At 40.7% G+C, this 19,348-nt stretch carries 24 protein-coding genes and 2 pseudogenes; 18 read left to right on the forward strand and 8 right to left on the reverse strand.

Annotated elements, in window-relative coordinates; translation table 11 throughout:
- Positions 1 to 992: 992 nt before the first annotated feature.
- A complete protein-coding gene (locus ACFE90_RS11230) occupies positions 993 to 1,841 on the reverse strand; it encodes a CmcJ/NvfI family oxidoreductase (RefSeq protein ID WP_375500451.1) in 849 nt (282 codons plus the stop codon).
- A gap of 328 nt (positions 1,842 to 2,169) precedes the next feature.
- Here ACFE90_RS11230 and ACFE90_RS11235 point away from each other — a divergent pair, with 328 nt between their 5' ends.
- Positions 2,170 to 2,454 carry an ArsR/SmtB family transcription factor gene (locus tag ACFE90_RS11235; protein WP_375500453.1) on the forward strand — a complete coding sequence of 95 codons (285 nt, stop codon included), beginning with the start codon at positions 2,170 to 2,172 and terminating at the stop codon, positions 2,452 to 2,454.
- 32 nt (positions 2,455 to 2,486) lie between these two features.
- On the opposite strand, the gene ACFE90_RS11240 is transcribed toward ACFE90_RS11235, so the two are convergent.
- Entirely contained in the window at positions 2,487 to 2,702 is a 216-nt protein-coding gene (locus ACFE90_RS11240) for an ATP-binding cassette domain-containing protein (RefSeq protein ID WP_375500455.1), read from the reverse strand.
- Between the two features lie 274 nt (positions 2,703 to 2,976).
- Here ACFE90_RS11240 and ACFE90_RS11245 point away from each other — a divergent pair, with 274 nt between their 5' ends.
- The 3 genes from ACFE90_RS11245 (at position 2,977) to ACFE90_RS11255 (ending at position 4,758) form a co-directional block, all read left to right on the forward strand.
- Entirely contained in the window at positions 2,977 to 3,933 is a 957-nt protein-coding gene (locus ACFE90_RS11245; RefSeq protein ID WP_375500457.1) for an aldo/keto reductase, read from the forward strand.
- Between the two features lie 203 nt (positions 3,934 to 4,136).
- The gene (locus tag ACFE90_RS11250) at positions 4,137 to 4,553 is read left to right on the forward strand and encodes a DUF2809 domain-containing protein (protein WP_375500459.1); all 417 of its coding nucleotides are present in this window, start codon (positions 4,137 to 4,139) and stop codon (positions 4,551 to 4,553) included.
- A complete protein-coding gene (locus ACFE90_RS11255) occupies positions 4,531 to 4,758 on the forward strand; it encodes a DUF167 domain-containing protein (RefSeq protein WP_375500461.1) in 228 nt (75 codons plus the stop codon). Before ACFE90_RS11250 ends, ACFE90_RS11255 begins: the two co-directional genes overlap by 23 nt.
- A 126-nt stretch (positions 4,759 to 4,884) precedes the next feature.
- On the opposite strand, the gene ACFE90_RS11260 is transcribed toward ACFE90_RS11255, so the two are convergent.
- On the reverse strand, positions 4,885 to 5,496 hold the full coding sequence (locus ACFE90_RS11260; protein ID WP_375500463.1) for a glutathione S-transferase family protein: 612 nt from the start codon (positions 5,494 to 5,496) through the stop codon (positions 4,885 to 4,887).
- Between the two features lie 196 nt (positions 5,497 to 5,692).
- On the opposite strand from ACFE90_RS11260, the gene ACFE90_RS11265 reads away from it, so the two are divergent.
- From ACFE90_RS11265 to ACFE90_RS11285, 5 genes are all read left to right on the forward strand, one after another.
- The gene (locus tag ACFE90_RS11265) at positions 5,693 to 6,394 is read left to right on the forward strand and encodes an SOS response-associated peptidase (RefSeq protein ID WP_375500465.1); all 702 of its coding nucleotides are present in this window, start codon (positions 5,693 to 5,695) and stop codon (positions 6,392 to 6,394) included.
- A 94-nt stretch (positions 6,395 to 6,488) separates the two neighbouring features.
- A complete protein-coding gene (locus ACFE90_RS11270) occupies positions 6,489 to 7,010 on the forward strand; it encodes a photosystem I assembly protein Ycf3 (protein WP_229488418.1) in 522 nt (173 codons plus the stop codon).
- Between the two features lie 83 nt (positions 7,011 to 7,093).
- The gene (gene gatC, locus ACFE90_RS11275; RefSeq protein WP_109010682.1) at positions 7,094 to 7,384 is read left to right on the forward strand and encodes an Asp-tRNA(Asn)/Glu-tRNA(Gln) amidotransferase subunit GatC; all 291 of its coding nucleotides are present in this window, start codon (positions 7,094 to 7,096) and stop codon (positions 7,382 to 7,384) included.
- Positions 7,385 to 7,547: 163 nt separating this feature from the next.
- The gene (locus ACFE90_RS11280) at positions 7,548 to 8,516 is read left to right on the forward strand and encodes a glutathione S-transferase family protein (RefSeq protein ID WP_375500467.1); all 969 of its coding nucleotides are present in this window, start codon (positions 7,548 to 7,550) and stop codon (positions 8,514 to 8,516) included.
- An 819-nt stretch (positions 8,517 to 9,335) separates the two neighbouring features.
- Positions 9,336 to 9,848: a hypothetical protein gene (locus ACFE90_RS11285; protein WP_375500469.1), complete on the forward strand. Its 513-nt coding sequence runs from the start codon at positions 9,336 to 9,338 to the stop codon at positions 9,846 to 9,848.
- Between the two features lie 83 nt (positions 9,849 to 9,931).
- Here ACFE90_RS11285 and ACFE90_RS11290 read toward each other — a convergent pair whose 3' ends face one another.
- Both ACFE90_RS11290 and ACFE90_RS11295 read right to left on the reverse strand, forming a co-directional pair.
- Entirely contained in the window at positions 9,932 to 10,513 is a 582-nt protein-coding gene (locus ACFE90_RS11290) for a thioredoxin family protein (protein ID WP_375500471.1), read from the reverse strand.
- 141 nt (positions 10,514 to 10,654) lie between these two features.
- Positions 10,655 to 10,870, reverse strand: coding sequence for a chlorophyll a/b-binding protein (locus ACFE90_RS11295; RefSeq protein ID WP_375500473.1), 216 nt, complete (start codon positions 10,868 to 10,870; stop codon positions 10,655 to 10,657).
- Between the two features lie 195 nt (positions 10,871 to 11,065).
- Between ACFE90_RS11295 and thyX the strand changes: the two genes are divergently transcribed.
- From thyX to dut, 6 genes and pseudogenes are all read left to right on the forward strand, one after another.
- The gene (gene thyX / locus ACFE90_RS11300) at positions 11,066 to 11,788 is read left to right on the forward strand and encodes an FAD-dependent thymidylate synthase (RefSeq protein WP_375500475.1); all 723 of its coding nucleotides are present in this window, start codon (positions 11,066 to 11,068) and stop codon (positions 11,786 to 11,788) included.
- 107 nt (positions 11,789 to 11,895) lie between these two features.
- Positions 11,896 to 12,330, forward strand: a pseudogene (locus ACFE90_RS11305) (Rpn family recombination-promoting nuclease/putative transposase); the annotation flags it as partial.
- A 5-nt stretch (positions 12,331 to 12,335) separates the two neighbouring features.
- A pseudogene (locus tag ACFE90_RS11310) lies at positions 12,336 to 12,668 on the forward strand (element excision factor XisH family protein).
- The gene (locus tag ACFE90_RS11315; protein WP_375500477.1) at positions 12,656 to 12,991 is read left to right on the forward strand and encodes a XisI protein; all 336 of its coding nucleotides are present in this window, start codon (positions 12,656 to 12,658) and stop codon (positions 12,989 to 12,991) included. Before ACFE90_RS11310 ends, ACFE90_RS11315 begins: the two are co-directional and overlap by 13 nt.
- A gap of 321 nt (positions 12,992 to 13,312) precedes the next feature.
- Positions 13,313 to 14,155: a deoxycytidine triphosphate deaminase gene (locus ACFE90_RS11320; RefSeq protein WP_375500479.1), complete on the forward strand. Its 843-nt coding sequence runs from the start codon at positions 13,313 to 13,315 to the stop codon at positions 14,153 to 14,155.
- A complete protein-coding gene (dut, locus tag ACFE90_RS11325) occupies positions 14,124 to 14,609 on the forward strand; it encodes a dUTP diphosphatase (protein WP_375500481.1) in 486 nt (161 codons plus the stop codon). The genes ACFE90_RS11320 and dut overlap by 32 nt, the downstream gene beginning before the upstream one ends.
- Before the next feature lie 18 nt (positions 14,610 to 14,627).
- Here dut and dcd (ACFE90_RS11330) read toward each other — a convergent pair whose 3' ends face one another.
- The 3 genes from dcd (ACFE90_RS11330) to ACFE90_RS11340 all read right to left on the reverse strand — a co-directional run bounded on the left by dcd (ACFE90_RS11330) (position 14,628) and on the right by ACFE90_RS11340 (position 16,456).
- Positions 14,628 to 15,197, reverse strand: a complete 570-nt coding sequence (gene dcd, locus ACFE90_RS11330) for a dCTP deaminase (protein ID WP_375500495.1) — start codon at positions 15,195 to 15,197, stop codon at positions 14,628 to 14,630.
- Positions 15,198 to 15,260: 63 nt separating this feature from the next.
- Positions 15,261 to 15,833 carry a dCTP deaminase gene (dcd, locus tag ACFE90_RS11335; protein WP_375500497.1) on the reverse strand — a complete coding sequence of 191 codons (573 nt, stop codon included), beginning with the start codon at positions 15,831 to 15,833 and terminating at the stop codon, positions 15,261 to 15,263.
- A gap of 86 nt (positions 15,834 to 15,919) precedes the next feature.
- A complete protein-coding gene (locus ACFE90_RS11340; protein ID WP_375500483.1) occupies positions 15,920 to 16,456 on the reverse strand; it encodes a P-loop NTPase family protein in 537 nt (178 codons plus the stop codon).
- Positions 16,457 to 16,799: 343 nt separating this feature from the next.
- Here ACFE90_RS11340 and ACFE90_RS11345 point away from each other — a divergent pair, with 343 nt between their 5' ends.
- The 3 genes from ACFE90_RS11345 to pgl all read left to right on the forward strand — a co-directional run bounded on the left by ACFE90_RS11345 (position 16,800) and on the right by pgl (position 19,256).
- A complete protein-coding gene (locus ACFE90_RS11345) occupies positions 16,800 to 17,414 on the forward strand; it encodes an adenylate kinase family protein (RefSeq protein ID WP_375500485.1) in 615 nt (204 codons plus the stop codon).
- Positions 17,415 to 17,519: 105 nt separating this feature from the next.
- A complete protein-coding gene (gene rph, locus ACFE90_RS11350; RefSeq protein WP_375500487.1) occupies positions 17,520 to 18,263 on the forward strand; it encodes a ribonuclease PH in 744 nt (247 codons plus the stop codon).
- Between the two features lie 270 nt (positions 18,264 to 18,533).
- Entirely contained in the window at positions 18,534 to 19,256 is a 723-nt protein-coding gene (gene pgl, locus ACFE90_RS11355) for a 6-phosphogluconolactonase (RefSeq protein ID WP_375500489.1), read from the forward strand.
- Positions 19,257 to 19,348 lie beyond the last annotated feature (92 nt).

The following is a 19,348-nucleotide window of genomic DNA, read 5'->3' on the forward strand; positions in this document are numbered from 1 at the left end:
TGCCCAACGTGCCCAGGAATAAGTATTTTGAATAATCGCCCAGGGGCTTGAGGTATCTGGGCCTGCCAATGCCGAGTCGTGCAATAAACAAGTAATCGAGAAGGTAGTCAGCCCTACCATTGGAATAGTTACCAAGGGTTGAATGAATCTCGGAAACTTTGTGATGCTCATAATTTAACCGTGGTTAGAGTATAGGATAGATTCCAATACTCCTCAGTTAAGGATAGAAAGTAGGCTCAAACCCTTGAAATATCCTAGTCTATAATGCCCAAAAGAGGCTTAACTGAGTAGTATTGGGATAGATTTTCATTCAGCACTTAAGAGCTTCTCCGAAAACGTAACCGTTGACACCCCCCTGTACTGCTCAAAGAAAAATCAAGGGTTTCGACAATTTTGCAACGGGGAGTGAATAATTACGCGAAAACTCTCCAAGGGAGTTTCTCGGTTAGGTTTTAAGTAGCATTACGTAAAAGAAAGTAATTTGTTCTTTAGACGCACAGATATTATAGAGGAAATCCGTGCAATTACATTAGACCTCTTGCATAATTATTTTGTGGTATGATTGGGTATTTTATAAAAAATCCATATCAGAATCTATACAGAGAACTTTTGTTACCTCATTGGGATGTCTGATAGAGATAGAAAGCAAATTTTTCAAATCCCCGATTGTACCATAATTTATTTTTGCAAGAGGTCTATTATTGGGGTAGAGCTGGCAAAGCTGTCATGAAGTGCTTTTCTAAGGCACTTCCAGAAAATAAAATGCCCAGCCGTATCAATAATATTTTTGGCACAACCGAGATATCTAGGCGCTTTCGCCTTGAGGGCGAAAGCGACGGCTGGGCATTTTATTTGTTGGATCTCCCTAAACGGTTTAGTTTAAAAAGCTAGCGTCGTTGCAACACTAGCCTTTGGGCTTTTTTTAGTGCCATTCGGATAAAGACTTAAACGCAGCTAAAAAGATTGACCATTGGTGTCATTCTCTGATGAATCTATTCGGGGTAGAAAACTATCGTCCTTAACTCAATGCTCTGACGAGGTGGAGCATCTGGTGCGCTAGTGGGGTCATCAAATCCAGTATGGGCGGCAAACCTGGCCCGTCCTTCTTCTGCGGAGTCAAAGCACTTAATAAATAGCGCTTCGTCTTGTTGCATTTGCGGGAAATAAAACCATTGATGTGATGGGTTATAGGTTATTGCGTAAGTTTCGCCAGCGTAATTGGGGTACAAGAGATCACCAGCTACAAGGTCTGTAGGTGCGATAGAAAAAGCGTCGCACACTGCTAATGGTGACTCTTCAACTGGTGCAATAGGTCGCCAAATGTTAATCAGTGCAAACCTTTTTTGCAGCACTTGATCAATGTTATCTATTCCCTGCTCTGTCAATACCTTGCGTGCGCGAGTATAGCCAGATTTTGCTGTAAAGTCATTATGCACGCGCTTGACAGGTTCCCTGATTTCGTTCTCGCCCGACTGCGAACGTTGAGCGTTACGAAGAGTGTGATCGAATATTAGTACTTCAGTTGCACCTGTCACCTCTTTCAATAATTGCTTGGCTTCAGGATAATAGACGCTGCGGATCTCATCTTCATCATAGAAATCACTGACTTTACTTTCATGTGCAGCAAAGTCGAAGCCTTGGCGCTCTAAGGATACTTTATCTGAAATTACCCGTGCATTATGGATTGGCACTTTGTGTGTTTCGTACTTTCCGTTGGAGCGGGGAACCCCTAGTGGGGGTTCGTAGGCATAGTTGACAAGCTTTTCTGCCATAGGGGTGAGGTAGGTCAGTTCTGCCTCAACTTGTTTCAGGTCAGAGAAAAAACGATTGCCTGTGCTCATTGCTTACATCCTTGTTTAGAAGTTCAGACAGATAAGATCCCGTGGAGTTGGAGTGCAATTCACGCTCAATATCTGGCAATTGATCGCAATTACATCTAACGGCGTCAGCAAGATTACAACACGCCTCAGCTATGTTGTAAAAGTAGGACTCAAAGTAGCTGTTGATGTTTGTTAACGTAGTATCTCGTCAGGAATCTTCAGTACTAGATAATTATAGTTAAATACTTATTTAACCATTGCAGTAATTAGCATAACAGAATTTTTGCAGAATAGTCAAATGATTATTTGAGTATTTTAGTAAAATTCCAGATCCTGCTATGATATGGGGATGATTGAGAAAATAAATTACGAAAACCGCGCTAAAATCTTCACGGCTCTTTCAGATGCAACACGCCTGCGCCTAGTAGATTTACTGTTAAATACTGACGAAATCAGCTGTTCAGAAATTGCCGAGCAGTTGGGTATTAGCTTATCTCTTTCTTGTCACCACTTGAAAGTTTTGACGGAAGCAGGTTTAGCGAAGAATTACAAAAAAGGGCAAACAAGATACTACTCAATTGATAGTGCTGTTCTCAATAGTACTTTAGAGAGTTTAAATAGTCTTATTAGATGAACAGTATTGTATACCAATATTGGTTCTTAACCTTAGTTGTGATCAAGGACAATTAAGTGTATTGCTATTGACCTACATTTGATGGGCTGAAAACCAGCGATCGCTTTTAGCAGGCTACTCTTTCCACAACCAGAGGAACCAATAATTACAAACTTTTCTTTTGGTTTCACAGCAAAGCTAACATCTTGGACAGCCGTAAACAGATGCCTACTTCCCTTAGAGATAATCTCGAATTTCCAAGGGATCACAGATATTAGCCCCTATTACGTATTGCATCCAAAGGATAAATAATATATCTTTATATTTTTATAAATACGGTAGATTAATAGAGATACAGTATTTTCTGAATTTAAACGAAAGTATCACACAGTCAGAACCAAAAAACAAGGTGTGTTAAGAAGTTTGTAACTTTTCACCGAAACCTCCGTGCTGTGGAGAGCAACTACATTCATGTATGGGGTAAGGCACGGACTAATTAATTCGCCGTCAAATATTGAACAAGGATAAAGGAGTGCAGTGTTGATGGAAAGACTTAAACTTGGACGTTCCGGGCTAGAAGTATCACGACTATGTTTTGGCGGCAATGTGTTTGGGTGGACTATTGATGAAAATACTTCATTTGAGATTTTAGATTACTTCATCAAGGCTGGAGGTAATTTTATTGACACTGCTGATGTCTATTCCAAATGGGCTATAGGCAATCAGGGTGGAGAGTCGGAGATCATCTTAGGGAAGTGGCTCAAGCAGCGTGGCAATCGTGACCAAGTGGTAATTGCCACTAAAGTTGGCAATGACATGGGTATTAAAGGCAAAGGACTTTCTCGCAAACACATCCAACAAGCCGTTGAAGACTCATTGCACAGGTTACAAACCGATTATATTGATTTGTATCAATCACATATTGATGATGAAAGTACTCCCCTTGTAGAAACCCTAGAAACTTATGGGGAATTAATTCATCAGGGAAAAGTGCGCTTCATTGGTGCTTCAAACTATAGTGCAGAGCGTTTGATACAGGCATTGCAAATCAGCCAGCAGCATAGTTATCCTCGCTATGAGAGCCTTCAGCCTCGTTATAATTTGTACGACCGAGCTGAGTACGAGCAGGAGCTACAACAAATCTCCCAAGAACAATTAATTGGTGTGATTAGCTATTCCTCTCTGTGCAGTGGCTTTCTTTCTGGTAAATATCGCTCAGAAAAAGACCTGTCTATTAGTGCCCGTGGTAATTCTGTCAAGAAATATTTGAATGCTCGTGGTTTGGCAATTCTAGAGGCACTGGATGAAGTGGCCAAGATTTATAATGCTACTCCCACCCAAATTGCTCTGGCCTGGCTAATTGCGCGTCCTACTATTACCGCTCCTATTGTTAGCGCCACAAAAGTTGAGCAGCTTCAAGATATCATCAAATCTGTAGATATTAAACTTGAGCCAGATGCTATTCATCTTCTAAATCAAGCCAGTTCCTCAAACAAATAGTTCAGTAAACATTCGACTAACAAGCGCTCCCCACAATGCGTTGACGTAGAAAGAGAACATTAGTCTGCGTGGGCGGACTACCCTTCCTTAAGAGACGGTACGCGTAGCTTGCTTGTATTGTAAGGGTACGCCTACATTTGTGTAGCCGGGACTTCCAGTCGTTCGGGCTGCTAAAATTTTCCTTAGTCTTTAGTCTGTAGAAAATGCGTCAAAACCGTAACCAAACAATATTTATAATTCTTTCTGTGCTCATCGTTGTACCGATGGGCTTTTTATTTAAGTATTATAATGGGCCTGCCCATCAGTGGTTTAATGACTACGGTGCAGCTGTATTTTATGAAATATTTTGGTGTCTGTTCGCATTTTGGTTTTTCAGAAGTCGGGCGGCGATAATCCAAATTCCTATATGGGTTTTTGTCATCACCTGTATACTAGAATTCTTGCAACTTTGGCATCCGCCGCTATTAGAGGAGATTCGTGCCACCTTGATAGGCAAATTGTTACTTGGTACTACCTTTGTTTGGTGGGATTTTCCTCATTATGTATTGGGTTCTGTATTAGGTTGGTTGTGGCTGCGACAATTACAGAAAATAGGTTATGCAAAAAAAAGTCAAGGTTAAACCTAATTCAAAACAGCAAAAAATAGAAGAACAACCTGATGGCAGTTTGACTGTGTATTTAAAATCGCCCCCAGTTGATGGTAAAGCTAATGAAGAGTTAATTAAACTATTAGCAAAGAAATTTAATGTAGCCAAATCTGATATCAGAATAAAATCAGGTTTGTCCTCTCGGCAAAAGCTGATAGAAATTGATACAGACTACTAGTAGCTGCTTAGTAATAACCTTATTGGAAGACTCTGCCTCCTGCTGAATGTGAGGCAATGTCCCACCCAATATATCCTCTAGCAAAGCCAAGAAACGAGAGACACAAAAAAAAGCAAAATCGAGTTTTTATGCTTGTGTAATACTGATATACCTTGGTTGAGCTTTAACTCTTTCTATCCAAGCTTGGATAGCAGGAAATTGCGTTAAATCGAACCCACCTTCATCAGCTACATGAGTGTACGCGAACAAGGCGATATCAGCAATCGTGTAACGCTCTCCTACAAAAAAAGTGTGAGAACTTAAGTGTTTTTCCATCAGGCTAAGTGCTGTATAACCTGGTTCACGTTTTTGCTTTATAGCTTCACTATATTTTTCAGTTTTACCTAAAATAGAAATCCAAAATCTTGATGTAGCAATATAAGGTTCATGGCTATACTGTTCAAAACATAACCATTGCAGCACCTGCGCTCGTAAAAAGCGGTCGTAGGGTAGAAATTCTGTACCTTCACTTAGATATACCAATATGGCATTTGATTCTGCCAAGTATTTACCTGGCTCGATTTCAATAACAGGTATTTTTCCATTGGGATTTTTACTTAAAAATTCTGGTGTTCGAGTCTCGCCTTTCAAAATGTTAAGCTCTACCCTCTCAAAAGGCATACCTAGTTGTGTTAATAAAAGACGTATCTTATAACCATTACCAGAAGGTAAAAAATCGTACAGACGCAGTAGTTCCATGCTAGAATGCAGTTAAGAATATGTTGATAATTAGAGGTTCAAAATACAATATCTTACCAAAATATTTTCCCAAAACCGGATGATTTTTTTGAAGATTTCGCTTAGAAGTACTAAATAAAATTATCTGAAAAAATAAAAAACATTATTCATTTCTAGATTGACATGTTTAATTTAGTCAGTGGTCGAGAATAAAACTATGTGTGGAAGATTTACTTTAAATCAGTCAGCAGAAGCTTTAGCTCAAGTTTTCCATGTCGAGCCAGTTCTGGATTTAGCAGGCGGATATAATATCGCACCGACGCAAATGGTGGCAACAGTGTTACAAAACCCCGAAAGCGAAAAGCGTGAATTTAAGCAGTTGTATTGGGGATTAATTCCGTCATGGGCGAAAGATGCAGCGATGGGGGCAAAGCTAATTAACGCTAGGGCTGAAACTGTTGCCGAAAAACCTTCTTTTCGTTCGGCTTTTAAGCATCGACGCTGTTTAGTGATAGCTGATGGCTTTTATGAGTGGCAACGGCAACAAGGTAAAAAGCAGCCATTTTATTTTCGCCTTCAAGATGGGCAACCCTTCGCCTTTGCAGGTTTGTGGGAGAAATGGCGATCGCCTGCTAACGAAGAAATAATCTCTTGTACAATTTTGACAACGGCAGCTAACGAATTACTCCAACCTATCCACGAGCGGATGCCAGTGATTCTAGAGCCAGAAGATTACGATTTATGGCTAGATTCCCAAGTGCAAACGCCCCAAACCCTACAGCAGCTATTGCGTCCCTATCCAGCACCAGCAATGACTGCGTATCCAGTTAGCACTTTAGTAAACAACTCTCGCCATAATAGTCCAGAGTGCATCATTCCACTCAGTGAGAAGAATGCCCCCACAAATCAGTTAAATTAACTATTGAGTGGACTGGGGATTAAACGAAGAGGGAAGATTTCCAATACCTAATACCCAGTCCCCAATCCCCAATCTCCAATCCCCAGAGACTACTATGCCAAGAACACAAAAGAACGATAATTTTGTTGACAAATCCTTTACAGTGATGGCGGATATCATTCTGAAGATCCTGCCAACCAACAAAAAAGCTAAAGAAGCGTTTGTTTATTATCGAGATGGCATGTCAGCCCAAGCAGAAGGGGAATATGCTGAAGCATTGGAATATTATGAAGAAGCTCTAACACTAGAGGAAGATACCAACGATCGCGGCTATATTCTCTACAATATGGGGCTAATCTATGCCAGCAACGGCGACCACAACAAAGCTTTAGAACTGTATCACCAGGCAATTGAGTTAAACCCACGTATGCCCCAAGCTTTGAACAATATCGCTGTGATTTATCACTACCAAGGCGAAAAAGAGAAAGAAGCTGGAGATAACGAGGCTGGCGAAGCACTCTTTGACCAAGCAGCAGACTATTGGATTCGAGCTATTCGCATGGCTCCCAATAACTACATTGAAGCTCAAAACTGGTTGAAAACCACCGGGCGATCGCAAATTGACGTATTCTTTTAGTCATTAGTCATTAGTTCTTTGTCATTTGCTAAGGACTAATGACCAATGACCAATGACAAATGACCAATGACAAATGACAATTTATGATTGACCAAGAACAAGTTCATAAAGTAGCTAATCTTGCTCGTTTAGAATTAACTCCCGAAGAAGAAGAACAATTCACTACTCAGTTAGGAAGTATTCTGGATTATATTCAACAGTTGGATGAACTTGATGTTAGTAATGTACCCCCAACAACGCGGGCAATTGATGTTAGCAACATCACACGAGAGGATAAATTGCAACCCTATCCTGACCGAGAAAGCATCCTCAACAGTGCACCTGAACAGGAAGGCGAATTTTTCAAAGTACCAAAAATCCTCAACGCTGAATAGTCAAAAGTGAGCTAGCGCAGTCTTCTCCCAAAGGGAGAGGCTAGCGCCAAGGGGGGTTCCCCCATGAGCGACTGGCGTTAGCGAGCTTGCAGCGTCACCCCGAAGGGGTCAAAAGTCAAAAGTTTTAGATTTTGACTGTTGACTAATAACTAAGGAGATCATTATGGGTTTGGGAATTCTTAAGGATGGTCAGTGGATATCTCAAAGGGATCAAGAAGACTCAGAAGGTAAATTTATCCGTCCATCAACTACTTTCCGCAACCACATTACAGCTGATGGTTCTAGTGGCTTGAAAGCTGAAGCAGGGCGCTATCATCTGTATATTTCTTGGGCTTGCCCTTGGGCGTGTCGCACCGCTATTATCCGCCAATTGAAAGGACTCCAAGATGTCATTGGGTTATCAGTCGTTGCCGCAGAAATCGATCAAAATAGCTGGGAATTTGGCCATGAACCGGGGTGCATTCCCGATACAGTCAACGGGACTCAATATCTTTGGCAACTTTATCTAAAAGCTGACCCTAACTATAGCGGTCGGGTGACAGTTCCAGTTTTATGGGATATCCAAAATGGGACAATTGTCAATAATGAATCCCGCGAAATCATTCGGATGTTTGATACAGAATTTAATGCTTTCGCTAAACAAGATATCAACTTTTATCCAGAACATTTACAAAAAGTAATTGACGAGACGATTGATACGATTTATCAACCAATAAATAACGGTGTCTACCGGGCAGGATTTGCTACCACTCAGTCGGCTTATGATGAAGCAGTAACGGAATTATTCACCGCTCTCGACTACTGGGAAAAAGTATTGGGAAATCAACGCTATCTTTGCAAAAATCAAATCACTGAGGCGGACTGGTGTATGTTCACTACTCTGTTTCGTTTCGATGTAGTTTATTATGTGCATTTCAAATGCAACTTACGCAGAATTGTAGATTATCCGAATCTGTGGAATTATCTTAAAGAACTTTACCAACTGCCGGGAGTTAAAGAAACTTGCAATCTTGACCACATCAAACGGCATTATTACAGAAGCCATCCCCAAGTTAACCCAACTCGCATCGTTCCAAAAGGACCACTGATTGATTTTGATGCACCCCATAACCGGGATAAAATATTTGCTTGATTGTTTTATTCGCTTGTCGCGTCATCGCTTCATGAGTATTACATGCAGCCCAGAACTTAGTGCGATTCATCTGGGGTAACAAATTTCAAAGCGTTAATTTTTGCAAAATATACCTAATTCAGTACAAATACTCAAAATTACAGGAATTCGATAAAGTTTTGAGGATATTTGAAAAGTCCTTTTGTCGAGCTTGAAAACAACTAGCAGTGCTGCGGGATTCTTCTTTTAAGAGAAGTTACAAAATTTCGGTTTCACCTTCGGTTAGAGCGCCCAACATTAGACGATAGTGAAGATCCCCAACCACCCAGATATGACCCCGTAAAGACAGCCAAAAGGGGGTCGTTGAATAATTAACTTGTGACAAAGGTCTTCGTGAGTTTCTACGGTTATAACAGAAGGGGACATTAGGATACACTGGCTTTGGAATACACCGGAGGTTCAGCAGCAACAAACAAAATCGCTGCTAGTGACTTCCTGCCTAGTATCCTATTGCTTTTTACTCTATGAAACTTACTCAAATATACGGCGAGTTTCCCTCAAGAAGGTTTCTTAACATCTAAAACGACTCCCACTGTTTTGAGGCTATAGCCTTAGAATATTTACAAGCTTTACTTACGAATTAGCTCTCTCTAGAGAAAGTACCGTTTTTGCTGTTTAAGCTGACATTCTACCAGTTTCTATTGGAATTTGTGTAGCTTAACAAATCAGCGGATTCATTAATATTAAGCCTGTTTACTATTTAGTTTCTTACCCTGACCTATTAGACAGCTAGAGTGTTCATTTCACTTTGTTCAATAGCTTTTAGCCCTTATCGCTCCCATGCTGACCCATCACCGCAAGCCCGTGTGCTTATCACTTATTTCCACTGACCTACCAATCTGGTCTGTTGTGGAAACTGCCGCGACATTGTATCAAAAAGATACTGATAGATTCCATTTGCTGCTGACCGCACCACCTCTAATTAACTGTGAAGTAGAGAGTGTCGTAAGTCCAGAGGATACACTTCCTCAAAGTAAGAGCAAAGCTTACGCCCCTAATAGTCCTAGAATTTTGTGGCTGGAGATTTCCCCTTACAGAGTCATCATGACTATGCAAGGTAACGCTCAAGTGAGTTACCGTCACTTTTGGGAACGGGGCGTTTATGGCATTAGTCGCTATTGGTTGCCAACTGAGTCGTTGCAACCTAACAATCCTATTCGTTTACGAAATTTTACTAGTAGCCTAATTCTCAACGGACATCCCTTGCCAGAACATTTGCGTCTGGAATATGAATTGTGGGCAGAAAAAGTTCAATTAGGATGCTACATACTGAATTTGGAAATTAAACATTGATGGTTATGGGGAGTAGGGAGTAGGGGGAAAAGAATGACTAATGCCCAATGCCTAATGCCCAATTCCCCATTCCCAAATCCCTTTTAACCAAAATAACTGGGTTGGTTTCCAGGTTTCCATTTAATATTGCAACCAACACTCGGCTTTTGGTCGCTTGTAACAGGTTTACCCGCCAACACTGCTTCAATGGCTTTCCGTAAATCTGCGCCTGTTACGGGTTTACCATTACTGGGGCGGCTATCATCTAATTGTCCCCGATAAATAAGTTGCCGTTGCTCATCAAATACAAAAAAATCAGGTGTGCAAGCTGCGGTGTAAGCCTTTGCTGTTTCCTGGCTCTCGTCGTAACATAAGGTAAAATTAAACCCTTGTTCTGTTGCAAATGCTTGTAACGACTCTGGCGCATCATCTGGGTAATTTTTTGCATCGTTAGCACTGATGGCAATGATCGCTAAATCACTTGTAAAATAATCTTTTCCTAACTGCACTAATTCTTGTTGAACGTGCTTTACAAATGGGCAATGCCGACAAATAAACATTACCAACAACGCTTTTTTATCTGCGAAGGTCGAAAGTGAAGTTGCCTTTCCAGATACCACTTCCGGTAGATTAAAATCTGGTGCTTTTGTGCCTAATGGCAACATAGTTGAAGCAGTTAAAGCCATAGTTCACCCAATATTTTTACGCTAATAGCGGCTTTTGCTATCAGTATATTTTTACTCTAGCACTAAGTTTTCCATAAATTAAGAGACGGGAAATTTCCCGTCTCTTATATTTGTTGAGAATTAAGTTATAGAAATAAGTTTTTACAGACTTGACAAAACACCAACGATACCGTGTCCTGTCAATACTTCTAATGCTATTAGAGAGACAAAACCAATCATTGCTAAACGACCGTTGAGCATTTCTGCATAGGAAGTGAAACCAGTGCGATCGCCTTGCTCATCTATATAAACCCTTGGCTCGATCGCAAAGTTGTTCAGTTTGCCTTGGTCATCAATTATAGCAGTGTTTGTACGCATGGATTTTTCCCCGTCTTCTCTTTATGTAAATAACTGTAACAAAATTATTAATTTTTGTAAAGTATCTTAATCTGCTCAAGTAGAAGTTCCAGCCAGAGATATGATCATGGATCGAGTTCAAAGCTATGTATAACAAACAGGCTCCGCTGCTTCTGCGTAAGCAATCTCAGTCACTAATCCATTCCCCAAAAACTAATGCATCGATTTCGAGTAGAGGTTATTGCCAAAACGCCAAACCCGCAGCAGGTGATTTATGCCGCGATGCACCAAGACTATACCGATGGGTTCGTGTTTGATGAGCGCGACTCTTGGCCCTCGGAGTCGCAAAGCGGCGAAGTTATTGTTAAGCGACTTTTAGCGGGTGAGAGGGGACACTATGGGCCTCTAGAGCATCCCCAGATTGTTTTTAACTGTGGCTACTTTCCTCACAGTGTGATGCAGCAGGCTCGTACTCATCGTGTAGGAGTATCATTTGATGTTCAGTCTTTTAGGTACACAGGCAACCAATTTATTGACGTAGTAGAAGCTAAGAAAGACATAGAAGATGTTTTTTACTTACGTCCCGTTGGTTATTACACTGATAGACAAGGCAAAAAATACCATTATTCACCAGAGCAACGAGCAGCAGATTTGCAGTGGTGTCTAGAAGCAGCTAAACGATATAAAGCTGATTTTGAGGGTGGAATGTCTGAAGAACACGCAAGAGGTAAAGTACCTTTTGATTATCGCCAGCATTTTGTAGTTAGTTTCAATTTAAGGTCTTTCTTGCATTTTTGTGACCTGAGAAATAAGAAAGATGCTCAACTTGAAATTCAAAAGTTGTGTGAAATGATGTGGCCCCATTTTGAAGATTGGGCACCTGCGATCGCGCAATGGTATGAAAAGCAGCGTCTAGGTAAGGCAAGATTAGCACCATAATCATATTTTGGGGCAATTCATACTGAATTCTGACGCCTTGGCAGAGCGTCTCTGGCTTTGCTCCTGAGTTCTGAATTCTTCTTATAAAAAATTTGTAAAATGCTTTCATGCGTCGAGATTCAATATTTTACAAACTTTTTCAACAGTCTCCCAGTTTGCTGTTTGAACTAGTGGCAAATCCTCCAACCAATGCAGATAGTTATCGTTTTGATTCTGTCGCTGTCAAAGAACCGAAATTTGAAATTGACGGAGTATTTCTACCACCTGAAAGCGATGGTGCTGGAGTTGTATATTTTTGCGAGGTACAGTTCCAGAAAGCGGAAAGTGCGGTCTTGGGGTCTCCCCAAGTAGAGCAACTTTCCAAGACAGATGAACAACTTTATGAGAGAGTATGGGCTGAATCTTCGTTATATTTCTACCGCAATCGTGCTAAGTTTAGCGACTGGCAAGTAGTGATAATTTACCCGTCGCGCAGTATCGAACAAAGCGATATTCATCCTCATCGCTCATTGCTGAATGGCGGACAATTACACACGATCCACTGTCTATTGACTTAGCAGATGGACAATTGCAAATTGATTTGGGTGCAGAACGGTTAATTGCTGCCCAAAAGCAAGACGAACGAATTGCTGTAGAAATTAAAAGTTTTATTGCTCCTTCTGCGATTTATGAGTTTCATACAGCTTTGGGACAATCTTTAAATTATTGAGTAGCGCTAAAACTGAAAGAACCAGAGCGAATTCTCTATTTAGCAGTTCCACTAGCAACTTATGAAGATTTTTTCTCACGGCAATTGCCACAACTGAGTATTCACGAATATCACTTGAAACTACTAGTATTTGACCCGGAAAATGAGGTAATTGTACAATGGATAAACTAGCTGAGTATCGACAAATCATCCAGCGAGTTCTGACAAGTCACGCTCAGATTAAACCTGCCTATGGTGAAATCGAACGACAAACTATTTTTGATATGCAGCAGGATCATTATCAAGTTGTGAATACGGGTTGGGAAAATCGTCGTCGGGTTTATGGCTGTTTAATTTATCTAGATATTCGAGATCATAAGATTTGGATTCAATATGATGGGACTGAGGTTGGCGTGGCTAATGAATTAGTAGAGTATGGTATTCCAAAGCAGGATATCGTGCTGGCTTATCAACCTCCTTATATGCGAAAGCTGACAGAATTTGCAGTGGGATAAAGCAAGCGATCGCACTCCGATTTTTGGCTATGATTTAGCGCGATCGCACAATGGTATGAAAAGCAGCGTTTAGGTAAGGCAAGGTTAGCACCTTAATTTATAAGCAAGATCTTGACACCTTAGCCTTTTTATATGGGAAAGTTGACAGAATTTGTGGTTAGATAAAGCGATACCTACGGTAAGCTACCTAAGGCGCACTGAATTTTGGGTTTGATTTAGGGCGATCGCACAATGGTATGAAAAGCAGTGTTTAGGTAAGGCGGGATTAGCACCTTAAAAATTAGTTGTAAAAAAATTATATAATTTATCAAAAAAAATATTATGACTGCACTGAGTAATATTGATATTCAAAAGGAATTAGTAAAAGGAAATATTTTAATATTTCCTTTTAAGAAAGATAACCTGAAAGGTGCAAGTTATAATTTAACAGCTAGTCATCTTGCGTGGAAGATTCCAAACAAAAATACCGATACTTATACTAGCATTTATAATGCTAGTCTTAATCAAGTAATTATTCCTGGCAGAGCTTCTGTACTGATCGTAACAAATGAAGCGATTTGGGTTTCTGAAGGAATAGCTGGAACTTACCATTCAAAAGTTAAATTAGTTTCAGAAGGTATTGGTCATATTGGTACTACTCTAGATCCTGGGTATATGGGAGTTTCTGTAATAACTTTACATAACCATACTGAAAAAGACATAAATCTAACTCCAGGAGAAACTACTTTTACATCTATAATGTTTCAATTTGTCAGATCAAAATGTGATCCTGAGCAGCATGATAATCGACCTGGAAGGCCAGATATTTTAAACAAAGTCGGACTTACTGATCACGAAAATGAATGGCTAAATGAGAGATTTAGAAATTATAAAGAATCCTTACAGATTCAATTAAAAAACTCTAAAGATTTTCAGGATTTAAGAGATAAATATAAAAATAAAAATAATAAGTTTGCTTTTTTATTTCCATATATTATTTATGGAATATTCATAATAGCTAGTTCGTCCTTAGCAGGATATCTCTATAACAATCAAAACAAGTTAAAACAGACAACTTGGTACTCCGCAGCTAATTTTTTTGCAGATAAAGCGACGGTTGGCTTCACTGGCGCATTAATAGTACAATTAGTTAATGATATTCAGAGAAGAAATAAGCAAATATAAAGAAGATATAATGAAGTTACTAAAAATACTAAAATTACATGAATCAGCAATTATCCCTAAATATGAACATCCAAATGATGCAGGGCTAGATTTAGTATCAATAGACGAATTAGAACTTCCTTCTGGAGAAAGTAGGCTAATACATACTGGGATTTCAATAGAGTTGCCTCAAGGAACAGAAGCTCAAATTCGCCCTAGAAGCGGTCTAGCTCTTAAATATCAAATTACTGTTTTAAATACTCCAGGTACGGTAGACGAAGGTTATCGAGGAGAAATAGGTGTAATTTTAATCAATCATGGCAAAAGTTCTTTTCAAGTCACAAAAGGAATGAAAATCGCTCAAATGGTTATTACACCTGTTGTTCGGGTTGATGTTGAAGAAGTTAATAGCCTCAGTCTTACATCTAGAGGAAATGGCGGTTTTGGCTCGACAGGAATTACAGCAAATGTGTAAACTTGCGTATTATCTAGACTATACACGAGCTAGTGTCACAATTTCAGCCTGATCCTGATATTTCCCCTTGCGAGTTTCGTAACTGATATCGCAAGGTTCACCTTCTAAAAATAGCAATTGCACGACCCCTTCATTGGCATAAATGCGACAGTCTGCACTGGAAGAATTGGAAAATTCCAATGTAAGATGACCTCGCCATGCAGCCTCAGCAGGTGTTAAATTTGCTATAATACCACACCTAGCATAAGTAGATTTACCAATGCAAAGCACAGTGATATTACCTGGAACATCGAGCCTTTCTAGGGCAACCCCCAGACCGTAGGAGTGAGCAGGTAAGATAAAGTAACTGTCATTACCATCTGTGTGGAGCCGTGTTGGTTCCAAATTCTGAGGATTAAAGTTTTTGGGATCAACTATAGTTCCAGGAATGTGGCGAAAAATCCGGAACTCAGCCGAGGAAAGACGAATATCGTAGCCATAGGAAGAAAGACCATAGCTAATTACAGGTCGTGCCCCTGAATCTCTATCTTTTTGCACTTTTCGGATTAAACTTTGCTCAAAGGGAGAAATCATACCCTTTTGAGCCATTTCAGTAATCCAATTATCGTTCTTAATCACAAGTTCACACCACAGCTAATTCAAACCAAATTATCAGCATACCTTGGCCAGCGTCACAATCTCAGCCTGATCCTGATATTGTCCCTGACCAGCATGGTAACTGATGGCGCAGGGTTCGCCTTCTAAAAATAGCAACTTCACTACCCCTTCATTCACGTAGATGCTACAGTCAGCACTAGAAGAATTGGAAAATTCTAAAGTTAAATGACCACGCCAGGCAGCTTCAGCAGGAGTTACGTTTGCTATAATACCACATCTTGCATAAGTAGATTTACCAATGCAAATCACAGTGATATTACCTGGAACCTCCAATCTTTCTAGAGCAACGCCCAGACCATAGGAGTGAGCAGGTAGTATATAGTAACTGGCATTAGCATCTGTGTGCAGTGGTATTGGCTCCAGATTCTGAGGATTAAAGTTTTTGGGATCAACTACAGTTCCGGGAATGTGGCGAAAAATGCGGAACTCAGCCGGAGAAAGGCGTATATCATAGCCATAAGAAGACAAACCGTAGCTAATTACAGGTTGGATCGCTACAGACTCATCTTTTTGTACTTTTCGGATTAAACTTGGCTCAAAGGGCGAAATTAAACCCTTTTGAGCCATTTCAGTAATCCAGATATCGTTTTTAATCACAACTTCACAGCTAATTCAAACCGAATTACTAGGATATCCTGAATTGAGCATTTTATTTAAGGTCGATAACTGCGACGGATCTCTGTAATTTGATCTGCTACATCGAGAAGAGATTTTGGCATCTCTGGCCCTGTGAGAATGATATCGACGTGGGGAGGGCGTTTTGCCAGAAACGCTAAAACTTCTGTTTCAGGAATTAAACCAAAGTTAATCGCTAAACTTAACTCATCTAAGACAACGAGAGAATACTTACTCTTACATACTATTTGTTGTGTATACTGCCACAGCTTTTGTAAAGCTTGATTTTCAGTATCGTCTAAATGTGGTGTATCAATACAACGAGGCAAATCACAGCGAATCCAATCTAAATTTTGTCCTAGTTGTATAGGTCGATCCTGTCCTTGACGAATACCCCCTTTGAGAAACTGCACTATTAATACTGGTGTTCCTTGTCCAGCTATTCTCAGTGCTTGAGCCATAACGCTCGTAAAAAAGTTGCGATGGGAGCTAGTGAAAACTTGCACTAGTCCTTCCACTGGATATGGTAAGTTAAGGGGTGAATTTATACTTGGAGTTTCTAACTGGGCAACCATAGGGTAAAGTTCAAAAAATTACAATAAATCAAATTTTTGTGCTGGCGGTACTTATTACAAATCTGCCTATATAATCTATCTGTTTTTTACAGTTGTGGTGAATTTGGCAAATTGCATTCTTAGTCAAACACTAGGTTTGTGCTGAAGTCAAGAGTTCTTTGGATTTAAATTTTCGTCTTTTCTCGGAAATGAGTTGTAAAAATGAAAACGTTAGAGTTAGAGTTCCAATTATTTAAAAAAGCTAAGTAGAACGTCTGAAAATAGCTAAATGTTAGATTTCTTAATTGTTTGGGTAAAACAGACTTAGCAAGTAGTAAATTTGACAGGATGAGGAGAAATTGTTGTGAGATTGGTGATTCTGGGAGGTTCAGGATCGGGTAAAAGCACTCAAGCACAAAGGCTTTGTAGATACTTTGATATTCCTTTGATTTCTACTGGTGAGATTTTACGGGAAGCGATATCTGGCGATAAGCTCCTCCCGGAATTGCAATGGTCAGAAGCTGACCCCCGGACTTCTCTTTCGGTTTACGCTAGCCTGAGTGAACTAGGTTACCACGCACGACCCTACATACAAAAAGGAGAGTTAGTTCCAGACGAAATGATCGTTGAATTGATCCGAATTCGCCTCAGACAATCAGATATTAACTGCGATTGGGTGTTGGAAGGCTATCCCCGTACCGCCTTCCAAGCTGAAGAATTAGATTTTTTATTGGATAATTTAGAGCAAAAGCTAGATTGGGCAATTTATCTCCAAGTCCCAGAAGCTGTTATGGTTAGCCGATCCTTGGGGCGATCGCTACCAGATGACCAACCAGAAATCGTGCAACGCCGTGTAGAATTATTCTACGATCGCACCATTCCCATCCTAGAATATTACGATCGTCGTCGCTGCTTGTTGACCATCAACGGCGACCAGTCACCAGATATGGTGCAGCAAAATATTTTGACTCTGCTTTGAATTCCTTAGAAGAGGGTAGGGGGCAAATGACAAATGACAAATGACAAATGCCCAATAACACTAAGGTAATCTTAAGGCAGTATTGTAAAACTTGAGGCAACTCCAATGGCTTGGCAGCGTCCTGACGGTCGTCTTGCTTACGAACTACGTCCGATCAGCTTTCACCCCAATTTTACCCGCTTTGCCCCCGGTTCTGTTCTCGCAAGATGCGGTGATACTCAAGTACTTTGTACTGTTAGCGTTAATAAAGGAGTTCCGAAGTTTCTCGAAGGAACTGGTAAAGGCTGGTTAACTGCTGAGTACCGGATGCTACCATCTGCTACTCAAAAACGCCAAGAAAGAGAATTATTAAAATTATCTGGACGGACACAAGAAATTCAACGTCTCATTGGCCGCAGTTTACGCGCAGCAGTGGATTTTGAGGCGTTGGGAGAACACACGCTGACTGTGGACGCTGATGTGTTGCAAGCAGACGCTGGAACTCGGACAACAGCCATTACAGGCTCGTTTGTGGCGTTGGCTCATGCGATTTCTAAATTGTTGCAAGAGGGTGTGTTGGAGCGATCGCCTCTCTGTGTACAGGTAGCAGCTGTTTCCGTAGGATTATTGGAGGGAGAGCCATTTTTGGATCTGAATTATATCGAAGATGTAGCTGCAACAGTAGATTTTAACGTGGTGATGAATCACCGCCTGGGAATCATTGAAGTCCAGGGAACAGCCGAAGAAGGCAGCTTTAGCCGGACTCAGCTGAATCAACTGCTAGATGTCGCCCAAAAAGGAATTCAGGAATTGTTAATCGCCCAACGCGAAGCGATCGCTGACTGGGAATCACTGTTTGTGATTAATTAGTTTTATTAATTTTTAATAAGAATTAATAAATGTATCCTCTGTGGCGTTAATTAACAAAGTATCAAGTAACTGGATGTAAATAAAAATAACCATGAGAGTCGTTAGTAATTAGTACAACCGACTACTGACAACCTACCGTTGAAGGTGATAAGCCTCTACGTTTTTCCAGCCTGCCTAATCTACGATGTTAAATGTTTCAAAAGTTAAAAAGGAGAATTGTAAGAAGTTCGGTATTGTATTGCCAGAAGCCAGCAATATAATAATGAAGCCATGAACAAAACCGTTGAAGTTCTACCGGATAAGCAAGCGTTGGTTGCACGAGCGCTAGAATTAATTCTGTCCAAGTTAGAAACTGCCATTGAGCAGCGAGGGCAGTTTAGCATCGCCTTATCTGGCGGCAGTACACCTAAACCCTTATACGAAGCGATTGCTAATCAAAAACTGCCTTGGGATAAAATTCATATATTCTGGGGGGATGAGCGTTACGTACCACCAGATCACCCCGATAGCAATGAACTGATGACGCGTCGAGCGTGGCTAGATCATGTTGATATCCCAGCAGCTAACATTCACCCCGTACCAACTTTGGAAATCAATCCAGAACTGGCTGCTGCTAAGTATGAACAACAGCTTAAAGAATTTTTCAATTCTTCTGGGGTGGAGTTTCCCTCGTTGGATGTAGTATTACTAGGAATGGGTGATGATGCACATACCGCATCTTTGTTTCCCCACACAGAGGCTCTGAAAGTACGCGATCGCCTAGTTACCGTGGGTAACAAAGACGCAAATCCCCGGATAACTTTCACATATCCCTTCATCAACTCTGCTCGCAGCGTGATTTTTCTGGTTGCTGGTGCTAATAAAAGACCAGCTTTGGCGCAAGTCTTTGCACCTGTAGCTGATGACTTCACTTACCCATCCCGCTTAATTCGGCCCCAAGGAGAACTTTGGTGGCTGCTGGATGCAGAAGCAGGTTTGGAACTTCAACATTAAACTTGAACATTGGGTATGGGGCAAAGAGGCAGAGGGGCAGGGTGCAAGGGGGAGAATGAGAATTTACCTCTTTCCCCCCTCTGCTCCCCCTG

Source organism: uncultured Nostoc sp. (assembly GCF_964245445.1).
Taxonomy (GTDB): Bacteria; Cyanobacteriota; Cyanobacteriia; order Cyanobacteriales; family Nostocaceae; genus Nostoc.

Coding starts and splice junctions, on each gene's coding strand:
- ACFE90_RS11230 (WP_375500451.1), bottom strand. CDS start 1,841: ATGAGCACAGGCAATCGTTTTTTCTCTGACCTGAAACAAGTTGAGGCA.
- ACFE90_RS11235 (WP_375500453.1), top strand. CDS start 2,170: ATGATTGAGAAAATAAATTACGAAAACCGCGCTAAAATCTTCACGGCT.
- ACFE90_RS11245 (WP_375500457.1), top strand. CDS start 2,977: ATGGAAAGACTTAAACTTGGACGTTCCGGGCTAGAAGTATCACGACTA.
- ACFE90_RS11250 (WP_375500459.1), top strand. CDS start 4,137: ATGCGTCAAAACCGTAACCAAACAATATTTATAATTCTTTCTGTGCTC.
- ACFE90_RS11255 (WP_375500461.1), top strand. CDS start 4,531: ATGCAAAAAAAAGTCAAGGTTAAACCTAATTCAAAACAGCAAAAAATA.
- ACFE90_RS11260 (WP_375500463.1), bottom strand. CDS start 5,496: ATGGAACTACTGCGTCTGTACGATTTTTTACCTTCTGGTAATGGTTAT.
- ACFE90_RS11265 (WP_375500465.1), top strand. CDS start 5,693: ATGTGTGGAAGATTTACTTTAAATCAGTCAGCAGAAGCTTTAGCTCAA.
- ACFE90_RS11270 (WP_229488418.1), top strand. CDS start 6,489: ATGCCAAGAACACAAAAGAACGATAATTTTGTTGACAAATCCTTTACA.
- gatC (WP_109010682.1), top strand. CDS start 7,094: ATGATTGACCAAGAACAAGTTCATAAAGTAGCTAATCTTGCTCGTTTA.
- ACFE90_RS11280 (WP_375500467.1), top strand. CDS start 7,548: ATGGGTTTGGGAATTCTTAAGGATGGTCAGTGGATATCTCAAAGGGAT.
- ACFE90_RS11285 (WP_375500469.1), top strand. CDS start 9,336: ATGCTGACCCATCACCGCAAGCCCGTGTGCTTATCACTTATTTCCACT.
- ACFE90_RS11290 (WP_375500471.1), bottom strand. CDS start 10,513: ATGGCTTTAACTGCTTCAACTATGTTGCCATTAGGCACAAAAGCACCA.
- ACFE90_RS11295 (WP_375500473.1), bottom strand. CDS start 10,870: ATGCGTACAAACACTGCTATAATTGATGACCAAGGCAAACTGAACAAC.
- thyX (WP_375500475.1), top strand. CDS start 11,066: ATGCATCGATTTCGAGTAGAGGTTATTGCCAAAACGCCAAACCCGCAG.
- ACFE90_RS11315 (WP_375500477.1), top strand. CDS start 12,656: ATGGATAAACTAGCTGAGTATCGACAAATCATCCAGCGAGTTCTGACA.
- ACFE90_RS11320 (WP_375500479.1), top strand. CDS start 13,313: ATGACTGCACTGAGTAATATTGATATTCAAAAGGAATTAGTAAAAGGA.
- dut (WP_375500481.1), top strand. CDS start 14,124: ATGATATTCAGAGAAGAAATAAGCAAATATAAAGAAGATATAATGAAG.
- dcd (WP_375500495.1), bottom strand. CDS start 15,197: ATGGCTCAAAAGGGTATGATTTCTCCCTTTGAGCAAAGTTTAATCCGA.
- dcd (WP_375500497.1), bottom strand. CDS start 15,833: ATGGCTCAAAAGGGTTTAATTTCGCCCTTTGAGCCAAGTTTAATCCGA.
- ACFE90_RS11340 (WP_375500483.1), bottom strand. CDS start 16,456: ATGGTTGCCCAGTTAGAAACTCCAAGTATAAATTCACCCCTTAACTTA.
- rph (WP_375500487.1), top strand. CDS start 17,520: ATGGCTTGGCAGCGTCCTGACGGTCGTCTTGCTTACGAACTACGTCCG.
- pgl (WP_375500489.1), top strand. CDS start 18,534: ATGAACAAAACCGTTGAAGTTCTACCGGATAAGCAAGCGTTGGTTGCA.